Raw genomic sequence first — 12,896 nt, forward strand, 5'->3', positions numbered from 1 at the left:
CTCCCTATCATGATTATGGATAAGAAGGCCACTGTACACACTATTAAATCAATTAATCAGATCCCTCCTATTAAAGAAGTTATTAGAACCTCTTAGGCATTAAAATGCTAAACATTGATAACGTAAGAAAATTCATCGAATCTTTGTCTGATCAGGAATTGAATAATGAAGAATTGTTGGAGAAAACAAGCTCATTCTTCAATAAGAACTTTAGTGAAATTGATGCAGAGTTCGCGAATACCCTTTTATCATCCAAAGCGAAAGGACTAAAAGTGGGCATAGAATTAATGAGTGAATATGCCTACAAAGGGGCGCCAGCAGCCCAATTGATAATGGGCGTATTAAAACTAGAAGGTAAGAAAGGTGTCGAGAAGAATATCCCTGAAGCTATTTTTTGGCTCAAAAGATCATTCATTGGAAAAAATCCAAGATCAGGTTTTTTGTTGTTTTCCATTTATGCAAATGGAATTGGTGTTTCTGAGAATATAGCTAAAGCTAGAGAATACCTAACAGATTCTGCGGATTTAGGATTTCCAAAGGCTCAGTACTATTTTGCCTGCATGTTACTTGAAGGTAAAGGCGGGCCGATAGACGAAGAGCTTGCCATCGATTATATGTTTTTGGCTGCTAATAGCGGATATCAAGATGCAATTGAATTTCTAAAAGATAACGAATTAATAGAAGCATAATATTTAACCTTTGTGGGATTGCTAAAAATTTTAGAAAATTCTGCGCTATAAAATTATGTAAAATCAATTTGATACTGTTTTTCCACGCCTGAGACAGACTGCCTTCTTCCTAATGTTGAACCCTACTCATTTCCGATAAGCGGTGATGCAAGTGTGTAGTGGCAATTCAGTACCAAAAATTATCATGATATTCCAAGGAGAGTAGAACTGTGTATTCTAGAAAATTTATAAAGTCACTTGTCTCAGTATTCGTGATTTTTTTATCCGGCTGCGTTAGTTTAAGAACTTATGATCCCAGTATGTATAACATTGAGTTCGGCATTTTGGAGAAATCTGGTAATGGACAGTACAAGGTCAGCCCTACGAAAACCATACCTTATGTTTTGGGTAAGGAGAATCAGCGTTTTGGTTTTCTGATCACGCCGAAGTCAAATCAACTATTTAGATATTACGCTATCCTGCACATGTCAGCAGAACCAAAAACAGTTGAAGGTAAGGTTGTCAATTCAGCCAAAGACGCTACACGCGAGGGGCTTAGAACGACGGTAGTAACTGGCAGTGGGCCTTCGATAATGGACCTTTGGCTTACTGAAGACGACCCTCATGGGCACAATAGGATCAAACTGTTCATTAATGATGAAGTCGCTGCGGAAGTTGAGTTTGAGGTCCAGTAAATCACATAACAAGTCGGGTTAGACGCCAGTGATTTTGATTTGCTTCAAGCGAATTATTTATCCGCGTGGATAGAATCCAAATTTTTTCTTTAATGATAGCTGCGCCGACTTTCCAGCGCCCCTATGAGAACCAGAGATTGGTGCTTCCTCCTGAACTATGAAGGCCCAAAAAACGTTTGATTGAGTTGCTACTAACGACTTTTCTTGCGCCAAGTGAGAACAATAACGTCAAAGCTAAATTTTTAATTTCGCGGGTATAAAAAAAGACTTAGGGGTGCGGTGTTGGTCGCTCAGGTGTCAGAAATTTGACCCGCCCCACCCCTTCCTATTCTTGCCGTCCGATCACTTTTTAACCAGCAATAGCCAAGTCACCAATGGGACAATTTCACCCCGGCGCTTACTCAACCCCTTCCAACTCCAGTATCTGTGCGGCGGCGGTTTGCTCAGTTGTGTATTCGCCAAGGCTTATTTAGTTTCAACTGATCTATCTATCTAGCATCCAGCAATGTTAAGCTTACTTAACGTCTTATTAGGGTCAGTTAGCCTAATCAGGTTAACTGCACACGGCTGTGACTATTGTCCCTACCTATTACGCAAGCCGAAGGTCCTATGAGCATGCCGAGCATTATCATTCCCCGCCACCTTAAATATTCTACTACTCACCAATGGGTTCGGACTGTGGCCGGATTTGGCCTGATAGGCATGACTGAAAATATAAGCAGAATGGCTACAGCCTTCCTTACAGACGCCACCGTAGACTATGAGACCCTCTATAGAGCTAATGACAAAATAGGGGCGATAGTAACAGAGTCCGGCGACAAGGTTCCCATATTAACCCCGCTTTCCGGATATATTGTTTCTGCTAATATTGGTATAACTTACAGCAACATAACCCAAGACGCCTATGGAACGGGATGGCTGTTCATCATAAAGTTTTTTAATCCGCAAGAACTAGACTGCCTTTTAAATGCCGACCAATACAGGGCGCTCGTTGAATCCAAAATTGAAGTCCTGCCAAGGCAAACCAGAGCCTGACATAACCCCTTTCCCGCAATCTCAACTATATGTCGAGACTGACACACTCCCTATCAATCCTTTGCTGCGCATCTGTCAGGAATTTGGTAGCCAGTGCGTACAGTATCCTAAATTTGTCTGAAGCAAGCTCAGAGCTTGATGTTTCAAGCATAGTTCTGCATTGCCTTAAGATATGAATCAGACGGCTGTAATTCATCAGGCGCTCCAGCCGCCCATTCCCTTCCTTATACCGAAGGATGTCCGACGTTTTGTTAACCTGCCTAATTTTGTCACTAATAACCGAAAGGACCTCTTCTTTGGTGTAGCGGCCATCAGCAAGAGCCTGCCACTCAGCATCAATGAATGGGGTTTTCATGCCATCGACTCCCCATATAGTTGGCTGCAATCTGAGCTGGCGTCATACTGGAGTGGTAACAATGGTACTTCTCGTCCCACCGTAGACATAACCCAACAGGAGCGGCATTAAGTTCAAAGGCTTGATACTCATTGATTAAGAATAGAACGCTCACCATAGCCTCCCCTATTAGCTTGCCTTTCTTCGTTTCAAATAAAACCAGCTCATATGTGCCAGCTTTAAAATTGACGCCCCCGGAGTCTGGAGACAAAAAGTGCTGCTCGACGGTAATGCCCTCCTTAGGCACAACCAACTCGCCATTCACTCTTTGGCAATCTGCATTCAGGTAGAACCACTGGGGAAACTCAGTCACCTGGTCACTACTTATTAACCAGGCTACCGGCTCTCTGATAGAAGCGCCTTTTTTTGATTTACATTGTAGCGTCGTCAGCAAACGAACTTCGCACTGACGTCTACCTGTATCACTAAGGCTTTGATCCAGAAGTATATAGCGGGGCTTAGTCATCGTGTAACGGGCTTGTCCGCGACCCGTGATAAAAAGCAGCAAACCAAAAAGGACGACTGCAGTTACAACTATCAACACCTCCCATTGAGCCACCATAACCTCCCTGGTATTGCGTCGCTGATAAGGAATATATCAAGGTCTAGTTTAGTCTCTTTTCCCCGTTTTTTGGCGATGACATTCAGCGCAAATTGCCTGTAGATTTCCGTCCCGATCATCTCCACCTTGCGCCTTGGGCTGGATGTGATCCACCTCTGTCGCCGCGCTCGTTCTCCCCTGCTTTAAGCACACCTGACACAGGTAGTTATCTCGTCTCAGTATCCGTGCTCTGAGCTTACGCCATTGCCAACCGTAACCGCGTTGGGTGTCGCTGCCTTTCTGTTGTTGCCAGACTCCCCAGCGTGTCGCCTCTCGCTTGTCTGCGTGGCTCTCACAGTATCGCGACTTATGCCGGGTTGTATTGGGACAGCCCTTATCCTTGCAAGGCCTTAACGAAGCCTGAGGCATTAGCGTTCACTCTGCCGCTCGATCAGGCGGTCTAACTTGTCGTTAATGGCTCGCAGGTCGGTTTTAATCTCATTACGGACGGCGTCGATACGCTGACGCTGTTGCACCTGCTCTTCATTCAGGTACTTAACCGCCAGCGCGTTTTGCTCCACACGACGATCTATGGAGCCCGCCCAGGTGATCACAGATATGGCGATTACCAGCGTGCTGATCAGATGACCCACACTGATGGTCTTGTCCAAGTGCCAGTGCCTCCGGGTGGTTTGGTTCTCTTCCATTATTTCTTACTCATTACGTCGGTTACCTTGGGGGCGATCTTTTCCAGCGATCTGCCGGCCACGTATCCGCCCAGTCCTATTTGCAGCAGGTCCCAGGCTTCCACGCTTAGCCTGAACGTAAGCAAGCCGAAAGAGTCGCACACAACCAACGCCAGGAAACACAGCATGGTTAACGGGCGCCAATTGCGTTGTAGGACGCTTTGCCCTTGCGCTTCCGCTTGGATCGTTCTTGCCTTCGCCTCCAGCAGCTTGGTTTCGTACTCCATCACCCGTTGGGTTAGCTCGGCCTGAATCTGGAATAGTTGCGCTTGTACCTGCAGGCGCTCCTCGTCACTGGTGTGGACGTTGTCGATCAGGTCAGCGACCGGTTTAAACAGGTTCAGAATTGAAGCCCAGGCGCTCATGGGTATTCTTTCCACGGCAGTTGATAATGAGCGTCGAAAAAGCCATTCCAGTCACCGCCCCACTCTAAGGGAATGCCCAGCTCTTCGGCGGCTTGCTTCACGGCGTTGGCGAGTATCTGGTAATAGCGAGTCTCCCAGGTGATAGCGCCATTAACCAAAACACCCAGGTCCACCGCATGCCCTGTTAAGTGGCGGCTGCGCATCGTCTTGGACTTGCCTGCCTTATACAGTTCGGTTTGGCGCTCGATGGTTCGCAGGCCTTCCAGCACAGTGAAGTCTATCGGCGTGATCTGAATCGCTCTCTACTACTTTCACGAAGTCAGGATGCAGGCCAATCAACCGCGACTTGGAGCGCTTGCCCAGGTAGTAAGTCATTGTTATTTATTCCGGACAAAAAAACCCCGCAATTGCGAGGCCCTTGGTAGGATTTATTTGTGGCAGGCGAGCTAGTCCGCCTACTCAGTGGTTCTTATCATTTTTATATATTCCAGAAACAAAAAAGCCCTACATAAGCAAGGTTATATAGGGCTTAGATTTGGCTTTTCTGGTATCGATTACTGCTTTTAAATGCTACAAATTATCGTCAATCAAAACTTAGAACCTTCTATAAATTTAGTCAGTTCTTGATACGGAGTAAAAAACTTCGAAAAGGAATATGCAGCCCATAGCATTCCAACTATCAGACCTACAAGCGCCAAAAACACCCCTCCATCGTTTTTAAAGTACAGGCCCCATGCCACTGAAGCTATCGCTATTAGTATCCCCAAAAAAGATAAAAGCAATATATTTTGCAAACTAACCCATAGGCACTTGTTTTTCTCTATATAGGGGCACTTCCATAGTGTACGAACTCCAGGTGTAATAAAACCACCTAGAACAGCTAGAGCCAGCAAATTAAGAGCTTGTATGGGGTGAAGCTGCTCCGGCCTAAATGACAGAGCAAAGTAATACATAAAAAGAGTCAATACCGAAACATATAAAATAATTACACCACGCTTTCTAGCCTCAGGCTGAATCATAGTCAAAGTTCCTCATAACTCACATTATTATCCGTTGAATATACATAAACAAAAACTAAAAATATACCGCATTCAACCCCCTTATATTTTCCTTTTATATTGGGTTAACGGATAACCTTATTCAGCATTTTAAGGGCCTCTTTAAAGTACCGGTTATCCCTGTCTATACCTATAAACTCGTGTCCCAGCTCAATGCAGGCTTTCCCAGTGGAACCTGTACCCATGAAAGGACCAAAGACAACCTGTCCCGGCCTTGTGTTGGTCTGGACGATATGGCACATCATATCGAACGGACGTCGCAGGCTTTGTATTCCTTCTTTAACACTTCATATTCCTGCCGTAGTTCCGCATAGGTGCGCTGTAGCGTGCTGTATTCTTTTGATAGCTCGCCATGACAAGTGGCGCGCTCTGCAAAGAGCCGCTGAAGGACCTCGTATTGCTCTGCGCCATTGAGAAGAAGTGAACCAGTGCGTCGACATCTGCATGCGGGTGGCGGCGTCTATGTCCTTGCTTGCAATTCCCGCTTTGGCCTTCGTATCCCTAAAGTAAGCTATCAGCGGCTCGAATACACGCGCGCTTAACTCCACGCATCTCTGTCTATAGCCAGATTGCCCTCCTGGGTCGCTTTACCCAAAGAAAGTTTGCTTTTAGTATTTTTTGCGTTGATGGCGGATTGGGGTCATTTAATTACAAGTGCCATCTAATTTTTTATAGATAATAGGCTATAGTTTATAATTGAATAATCACATGGGTTGGCGTATATGAAGCAGTTTTCACATCTTATCGACAGGCTGGTTAGGCTGTATGAGCCGATGTATCAAAGGATTAAGTCTGATTTAACAGAGTTATCCTATAATGGGAGCCCCCTTAAGAAGGGGCGTTTTGTAGCAATAGGGTATGAGCAATACAAATTAAGATGTTGCTACTGTATTGGCAATGACTATATTGAAGAAGCTGAATGCCTTGGAGGAAGCCCCGAATTAAGTGAGATAGCTACTAGTCTTTTAAATTCAGAACTCATCCCTTATGCATTGACATGCCGAGAGTATGAGGATAATGATGGAGAGTGGGAGTGCGATTACTCTGATATGTACACGGACTTTATAATTTTTTCTGCCTTATCCGTGGCACTGCTTGAGTTAAGAAAGCGCTTAGAGAAAGAGTGTATTGGCGTTAACACTTCAAATTTAAATTGGCATGTATACGATGATATAGAATCACCTAACTCTGATGTTAGCCTTCCTATTATTGATTTGGACCAGCCAGAGATAGATAAACAAGAAGTATTTGAGTGGATAATCAATATATGTCCAGAAGAAAACCTTAGAACGTATCTTTTTAAAATTGTTAATTACAAAGAAGGACAGTCCAGTTCCTACTCGGGGGATGAAGTTCTGGAGTTGATGTGCGACCTGGAAGAAGCTGGAAAACAGCCCGACCAGGTTTTAGACGAAGTTGAAAAACGGTTTCCCGAGGACACAACGGGTTACCTAATATCACTAGCTATTAGACACTTTTTGGATAAGTGATGCCAGCTATTACAAGTTGAGTAAAATTTTAAGGCATAAATTATGAGATACATCTCTGTAAAAGCCCAAGTTCTGAGAATGTCGCAAATGATATCCTGTCTGGAGTCTGTCACGGTGGCGGTCCAAAAGTGTGGGAGTGAAGGAACCTTAATTAAGTCGGAGGAACCGTACAATACGGGAGCCAAAAAGTTTATTCGCGTCGCCAGCATATATGGCGATAGTTAACCACCTTTCCACCTTTTCATCTCTGTTAGGCAAGGCCAACACATTTTTTATAAGGAAGAATGGCGCGAAAAGCTACCGACACGCCGCTATGACGCCTATATCGACATTCCCGAAAATTTGCCTGACGCCGTCAGTCATGCTCTATTTTGCATCGTTGAAGAAGCCTTGGTAAATGTCGCTAAGCACTCCCAAGCGACGGAAGTTAGCGTTAGCCTGGGCGTGGACAAAACTGCTTCCCCACATTGCCTTCGCCTATGCATCAGGGATAATGGCGTTGGCGTACCTCCCGCAGGCGGTAGCGGCGGGCACGGTTTAACCTCCATGAAGGAGCGAGCGATAGCGCTAAGAGGCCAGTTCTGGATTGAGCAACAACCTGAAACAGGCGCCGCCATCCATGTACGCCTCCCCATACAATTACCTGAAATGATGGACCCTCAGACGATATTAACGCCATGAATAAGATAAGCGTCTTTCTTGCTGACGATCATGACATCGTCATCAGTGGATTAAGGGATATGCTTTGCCAATATCCTCACATTGACGTCGTTGGGCACGCCTCAACTGAGGCGGATCTAATGGAAAACGCCAGCCGAGAGGATGTAAGCGTGTTTGTTGTCGATCTCGGCTTCAAAGGGACCAAAGGGGATATCTCTCTTATCAGACGGTTAAAGGAGCGGAATGAGCACATTCGGATTGTCATTTTTTCCATGCGAGAAAATATTCATACCATCGCAGGGTGCTACACCATGGGCGCTCAAGGCTATGTAAAAAAGAGCGCCAGCTTGAAACTGGTTGTAGAGGCGATAGAAACTGTTGCACAAGGTGACGATTACTTCGCACCCGGTGTCTTAGAAAGCATCGGAATGAAAGCCGTGCGCGACCCATTGCGTAAGCTGGATGACAGGGAAAAGCAGATTTTCCTAATGTTCGCTCAAGGCAGCGATATGGCTGAAGTCGCCAGCGAGTTGAACCTGAGCGAAAAGCGGATCAACAATCTTATCACTGAGAAAATCAAACCCGTGCTTGGCGTCAGTCGAACAGGCTTCAGGGAGTGCGCCCTCCGGTTGGGCGTCATTGATGAGATTGAAGATTAAGCGAAATGTGAAAAGCCCGGGGATAGGCATTTGCCGCCCACCCGGTCCATGCTCGACTGGACCAAATGAGCGGAAACAAGGCTAACCCCGGTCTTTATTCTTCGCGTCCGCATCGGATTGCTTCTTCTCCTCTTCCGGCGGCACGTCCATAAATTGAGCGAGTTCTTCGGCGGTAAATTCATCCACGAACGGCTTTGCGTCTGGATTGTTCCTCTCCTCCTCCATCGCCTGCTCCGTAAGACGAGTAAGCTCTTCCGCCGAGGCGTTCATTACCATCTCTTGCAGGGCCCTCACTTCAGGACTGTTCATCTCTTCTCTTATTTGCTCAAAACACTTTTTGCTTTCAGCCTCCCGTTTTTGATATTCCTCCCACTCGGCGTCCTGCTCCGGCGTACTCCATTTCAGGGGCTTTACCTCCCGGCTCAGTTTGGAGTCGGGGTAGCTTTGTTTTATTTTTTCGATTTCTTCCCTCAAGGACGCAGAAGGCTCCAGGGTGACGCTGTTGATTATTCGCCGAGTCAACTCGTAAAGAGGCTCGGGAGAAATCGCGGCATCCTTTTGAGAAAGAGTTCCGGGCTCATACTGACCAAACCCGAAATAAAAGAAAACACACACATCATGATCAAGGGGGAATACGAAGTATACCTCGCGGGAATTACCTGTAATAACAGGGCGCGCCTCATAACTTACGGCGGGAACAGGCAGATGATCATGCACACGCCAAATATGTGGCGCTTCGTATATACTTTTACCATGCAAAAAATGGGAGCCAAATTGCCCCGTAATTTCGCTCAATACGTAGCTTTCAAATTTATCGGGAATTAAAAGTGATTTATCCTGAGCGGAAGGGGGGCGCTTCTTGACTGTCGCCATCAATTCCAGATGCCCAACATAACTGGAAAAAAGCGCCTTCCGAAACTTCCAGCTACATGTCAACAACCGAAAGTACTCAAAATCGGAGGCAATGCTTTTCTCGTACGCTTCGTCGGTAAATATATTATAGCTCTGTTTTGGTATGACTTGTGGCTCGGAAGACACGATTGGCGTATGCCGGTTCAAGCAAACCGACAACTTCGAGCCGGATAAAAGCGTGCTTTGCCGCTTCGCGCTTGTAAAATTAGGCCCTATGGGAATACAAGGCCCGCTTTCTTTTTGCTTCCGATTGAAAAAACCCATCGTTACATTCTCCCGCCTATCATAGCGTTAGGCGTTACTTTCTAAACCCTGCTATCCAGGCTTCCAGTTTCGGTTTGACCATCCCCTCAATCGCCGCCTGATTGCTCGGCCATTGCGCCATCGAGCGCATATTGTCGACAAGGAAGGGCACCGTCACCCCCGCGCCTGCACCAACGGCTGTGACGACAGCCGAGAGGCCGCCATAGTACGCGGCGACGCCGGAAGTCGCGGCCACGCCTATCTTCCAAACATTACCGGCGGAGAAAATCGTCCCCCCCACCTCTTTACAGTAGTCGAAAGTCTTGTAGCTGGCGTCTTTCCTCAGGCGCTTAATGCTGGTGGTGACACCCCAAAGATTTCCCGCCCCGGCCGCCAGCTCATTCAGGTTATTGAAGTTGTTGTGGGAAAGCTTGGCGTTCAACGTCATGCCCAATTCCTGGCTTAAATTGTAGGTCTTGTCCGGGTTGGTCAAGGGGCGACTCAGGTAAATGGTTTGCTTGCTTAACATAAGTCCGCGACTGCGGACGATGCTCATGGCCTGAGTGAGATATGCCGAGCCAGCTTCGTGAGAGACCCAGGCGACCTTGACGCCCGCTTTTTCCGCCTGTTGCATTGCATCGGCAAGTATATAGGACGTTTCCATCAGGCGCTCGACATACTCGGGATTCATGGCCTCCCTGAGGCTAATGCATCCGCCTACTTTTCCTTTGTCCCCTGTGCCCGGGGTATACATCAAGTTGAAGCCAAATTGGTCTACCTTGCTGTCGTTGAAAGGGCTGTTCTTTATATGAGCCAAGCCCAGGTTTGCCGCCATTTGCATGTCCTTTTCGGGGGCGCCAATACTCACCAGGGCGTTATCAGCGGCATCCTCTGAATGTGAATTGGGCAATCCGGCCTGCAGATTAAAAATACGCTTGTTAACCGCTAGTTGCGTTTTATTTAGAGGTTGAATAATAAACTTTCCAATACGCTTAGAGTCTTTGTAGGCATAATGCATCCCAGGCTTGCTGCCATTTTCCTGAAGCGTAAAGTAATCGTCATTCACTTCAAGATGCGCAATGTAATAACCGCCGCGAAGCTCTTTAACCATCGCCTCACAGCCGGGCAGCTTGAGGAAAAAGGTCTCCACGCCACCGGGAAAGGTCTGACGTTTGACGTAAACATGGTTGTGTCCCAGCTTGCCGGACGTCAGCCGGGTAAATTCATTGAGAACCATGGTCGCCCAATAGTTACCCTCTTTAGATTTCTGCACTATTTTCTGGTAGGAAACTGCAACGGGGCCTACAGCATAAACCTGCTTTCCGGCGCCAGGAACGCCGACCCGGGTAAAGTTGGAAGAGGCTTGACTCATAATTAATCCTTAAAATTCCTTGTGTCATATTGATCGTTGGTCTTCAGCCCAACAGGCTCCCCACTCTGGCAAACGGGCAGGGACGACCAGCGGCATAGAGCCGGGACGAGGTTATGGTGGCGGCGAATAGTATTGAGTTGTGCGCAATGAAAATTGCTTATAGTTGAAACAAAAGTTAACAAAGCCGACTCCCCTACACAAGGCGCCAGAGGGGTTATGCCATGTGGTCTACGGGGGAGTCCTTGGGTAATTATTACTGTTGAATCATCAGTCCTGATAAATCTGGCGATGGAAGCGCGCCATCTCTCCCAGAGGCATTTCTTCCCATTGAATTGGCGTCCCCTCCCAATGAAAGGCGGCCTCCGCCATTTCCCGCATCAGGGAGACGTCCATCAACGCCTTGCCTGCGGCGATCCCGGCGGCGGCCTGCCGCAATAGTTCGATATCTTTTTTGTTTCCTGATTGTTGCTGAAGGAAATAAGCCGACAAGAGAATTCGCTCCCGCCACATGTCTCTTTGCGGCTCGAAACCTTCCTGGACTAACGCTTCGCTGGAGGGATAGTCCTGAGTCCATTCCGGCCTGATCCAGAGGCAGGTCAACCGGCGCATATCCTTGGCGAAGTCCCACTGATCGGCGGGCAGCTCTCCAGCCTCTTCTAACTTCTCCGCCACGCTTTCAAAGTCCATCGCCCCCGGTAGCGACCACTCGCCCTCCACGTGACTAATCAGCCACAGCAACTCCGGCGCGGGCAGCACGCCCGACTCGCGGTTATGCAGCAAGTAGTGACGCACAACGGCTTGCGCGACCGGCAGCGGAACCGCCTCCAGGAGCAAATGCAGCATGCCGTTTTTAACCTGCATATCCAGGGCTTCGCGATCAGGAAATGAGAGCACCCCGCCTTTGGTCACGCCAACGCCTTGCTGCAACCGGGCGCTCCAGGTTTTCCATTCTCCTTCAAGCCGCAGCGCCAGGGACACGTAGAACGCGCCCATGGAGTCGAACGGAGACACGTAGCAGCCAAGCACTTCCGCTTTCGCGGTTTCCGCCACCGCGCCGCCAACGCCAAGGCGTTGCAGCTCTTTCACCACGGCGTCAATGCACTCCCTTTCCGTCTCTGGCAACCATTTGCGCGCCGCCACCAGTCGTGCAAGGTCTGTCTCATTGGCGCGCGCCTGACAATCCGGATGCAGCCACGCCACGAGCGCGCCCGCCCGGTTCCTGCGGATCGGGTCCACGGTGAGCAAGGCGGCGCAATCCCGCCACGGCGCCTCAAGCTGCAATAAGGCGAGTACGTAAGACATGCTCGCGCCTTCCGGCATTTGCGCCCCCAGGTGAGACAGCACATGGAGCAAGTCCCATTCCGTCTTGCACCGATTTAGGGAAATCAGGTCCCGCACGGCCTCCGCCATCATCTCCACGGTGGGGACGCCAATAAAGGGAAGGCTGTTGCGGGCCTCGATCTCGGCGATCCGGGAAATTACCCCTTCGCTCATTTCAAACCGGGCGCAGGTGGCGCTTTGAATGGTTCGGCGCACCATCATCAGATCCGCATCCTCATCAAGCGCCCGCAGCAGCCGGTCGTCAAGCCAGTCGTTCACCGTCGCAAACGCCACGGAGTCGGGACACTTGTCCGCCACGGTATTCAACACAGCCAAAAGCGCCGCAAACAACATGTCCGCGACCACCTCACTCTCACTGGGAAAATCGGTGGTGAGAACGATCTCCATTAAGTCCTGAAGCAACTCTCCCTCGTTCTTTGAGATACGTTCCAGCGCATCAAACACGTCGGAAAGTATGTTCCGGCTCCTGTCCTTCTCTTGTTCCTGGGCAGCGGCTCTGAAAATCTCGCGGATGAATGCTTGTCGGGAGTCGGTCACGTGCGTATTCCGGTTGTTGAGGTCAAAGCGGAAACGATAAACAAGTCGTCAGGGCGCGACAATAGCGCCTATGGCCAATGCGACCGCGCCAGCTCACCGCCACGTCCTCTCCGATATATTGTTTATCCCTCTACCGCCGACAGGCGTTTATTGACCTCCGTGATTCTGTGTCGCTATTCT

At 48.4% G+C, this 12,896-nt stretch carries 17 protein-coding genes; 6 read left to right on the plus strand and 11 right to left on the minus strand.

What is annotated here, in order from left to right:
* Positions 1–104 precede the first annotated feature (104 nt).
* The 3 genes from AC2IBB_RS30270 to AC2IBB_RS30280 all read left to right on the plus strand — a co-directional run bounded on the left by AC2IBB_RS30270 (position 105) and on the right by AC2IBB_RS30280 (position 2,398).
* Positions 105–689, plus strand: coding sequence for a tetratricopeptide repeat protein (locus AC2IBB_RS30270; RefSeq protein ID WP_486330377.1), 585 nt, complete (start codon positions 105–107; stop codon positions 687–689).
* A gap of 299 nt (positions 690–988) precedes the next feature.
* Positions 989–1,363, plus strand: coding sequence for a hypothetical protein (locus AC2IBB_RS30275; RefSeq protein ID WP_486330378.1), 375 nt, complete (start codon positions 989–991; stop codon positions 1,361–1,363).
* Between the two features lie 609 nt (positions 1,364–1,972).
* Positions 1,973–2,398 carry a glycine cleavage system protein H gene (locus tag AC2IBB_RS30280; protein ID WP_486330379.1) on the plus strand — a complete coding sequence of 142 codons (426 nt, stop codon included), beginning with the start codon at positions 1,973–1,975 and terminating at the stop codon, positions 2,396–2,398.
* 25 nt (positions 2,399–2,423) lie between these two features.
* Here the strand turns inward: AC2IBB_RS30280 and AC2IBB_RS30285 are convergent, their stop codons facing one another.
* The 8 genes from AC2IBB_RS30285 to AC2IBB_RS30320 form a co-directional block, all read right to left on the minus strand.
* Positions 2,424–2,753 carry a hypothetical protein gene (locus tag AC2IBB_RS30285; RefSeq protein WP_486330380.1) on the minus strand — a complete coding sequence of 110 codons (330 nt, stop codon included), beginning with the start codon at positions 2,751–2,753 and terminating at the stop codon, positions 2,424–2,426.
* Complete coding sequence (locus tag AC2IBB_RS30290) at positions 2,734–3,354, minus strand: hypothetical protein (protein ID WP_486330381.1); 621 nt, start codon at positions 3,352–3,354, stop codon at positions 2,734–2,736. The genes AC2IBB_RS30285 and AC2IBB_RS30290 overlap by 20 nt, the downstream gene beginning before the upstream one ends.
* A 48-nt stretch (positions 3,355–3,402) precedes the next feature.
* Entirely contained in the window at positions 3,403–3,762 is a 360-nt protein-coding gene (locus AC2IBB_RS30295) for an HNH endonuclease (protein ID WP_486330382.1), read from the minus strand.
* On the minus strand, positions 3,762–4,040 hold the full coding sequence (locus AC2IBB_RS30300; protein WP_011398331.1) for a hypothetical protein: 279 nt from the start codon (positions 4,038–4,040) through the stop codon (positions 3,762–3,764). The genes AC2IBB_RS30295 and AC2IBB_RS30300 overlap by 1 nt, the downstream gene beginning before the upstream one ends.
* Positions 4,040–4,444 (minus strand): 3TM-type holin, encoded by a 405-nt coding sequence (locus AC2IBB_RS30305; protein ID WP_486330383.1) that lies wholly within the window; start codon positions 4,442–4,444, stop codon positions 4,040–4,042. Before AC2IBB_RS30305 ends, AC2IBB_RS30300 begins: the two co-directional genes overlap by 1 nt.
* Positions 4,441–4,713: a M15 family metallopeptidase gene (locus tag AC2IBB_RS30310; protein ID WP_486330384.1), complete on the minus strand. Its 273-nt coding sequence runs from the start codon at positions 4,711–4,713 to the stop codon at positions 4,441–4,443. The genes AC2IBB_RS30305 and AC2IBB_RS30310 overlap by 4 nt, the downstream gene beginning before the upstream one ends.
* Positions 4,714–5,031: 318 nt before the next feature.
* Positions 5,032–5,463, minus strand: a complete 432-nt coding sequence (locus tag AC2IBB_RS30315) for a hypothetical protein (RefSeq protein ID WP_486330385.1) — start codon at positions 5,461–5,463, stop codon at positions 5,032–5,034.
* 104 nt (positions 5,464–5,567) lie between these two features.
* Entirely contained in the window at positions 5,568–5,747 is a 180-nt protein-coding gene (locus AC2IBB_RS30320) for a DNA methyltransferase (RefSeq protein WP_486330386.1), read from the minus strand.
* Between the two features lie 477 nt (positions 5,748–6,224).
* On the opposite strand from AC2IBB_RS30320, the gene AC2IBB_RS30325 reads away from it, so the two are divergent.
* The 3 genes from AC2IBB_RS30325 (at position 6,225) to AC2IBB_RS30335 (ending at position 8,311) form a co-directional block, all read left to right on the plus strand.
* The gene (locus tag AC2IBB_RS30325) at positions 6,225–6,992 is read left to right on the plus strand and encodes a hypothetical protein (protein WP_486330387.1); all 768 of its coding nucleotides are present in this window, start codon (positions 6,225–6,227) and stop codon (positions 6,990–6,992) included.
* Positions 6,993–7,382: 390 nt separating this feature from the next.
* Positions 7,383–7,673, plus strand: coding sequence for a sensor histidine kinase (locus AC2IBB_RS30330; protein ID WP_486330388.1), 291 nt, complete (start codon positions 7,383–7,385; stop codon positions 7,671–7,673).
* Positions 7,670–8,311 carry a response regulator gene (locus AC2IBB_RS30335; RefSeq protein WP_486330389.1) on the plus strand — a complete coding sequence of 214 codons (642 nt, stop codon included), beginning with the start codon at positions 7,670–7,672 and terminating at the stop codon, positions 8,309–8,311. Before AC2IBB_RS30330 ends, AC2IBB_RS30335 begins: the two co-directional genes overlap by 4 nt.
* Positions 8,312–8,392: 81 nt before the next feature.
* On the opposite strand, the gene AC2IBB_RS30340 is transcribed toward AC2IBB_RS30335, so the two are convergent.
* The 3 genes from AC2IBB_RS30340 to AC2IBB_RS30350 form a co-directional block, all read right to left on the minus strand.
* Positions 8,393–9,487: a hypothetical protein gene (locus AC2IBB_RS30340; RefSeq protein WP_486330390.1), complete on the minus strand. Its 1,095-nt coding sequence runs from the start codon at positions 9,485–9,487 to the stop codon at positions 8,393–8,395.
* 34 nt (positions 9,488–9,521) lie between these two features.
* Positions 9,522–10,838 carry a hypothetical protein gene (locus tag AC2IBB_RS30345; protein WP_486330391.1) on the minus strand — a complete coding sequence of 439 codons (1,317 nt, stop codon included), beginning with the start codon at positions 10,836–10,838 and terminating at the stop codon, positions 9,522–9,524.
* A gap of 267 nt (positions 10,839–11,105) precedes the next feature.
* Positions 11,106–12,716 carry a hypothetical protein gene (locus AC2IBB_RS30350; RefSeq protein WP_486330392.1) on the minus strand — a complete coding sequence of 537 codons (1,611 nt, stop codon included), beginning with the start codon at positions 12,714–12,716 and terminating at the stop codon, positions 11,106–11,108.
* Positions 12,717–12,896 lie beyond the last annotated feature (180 nt).

It is taken from the genome of Hahella sp. NS-SX17 (assembly GCF_057367735.1).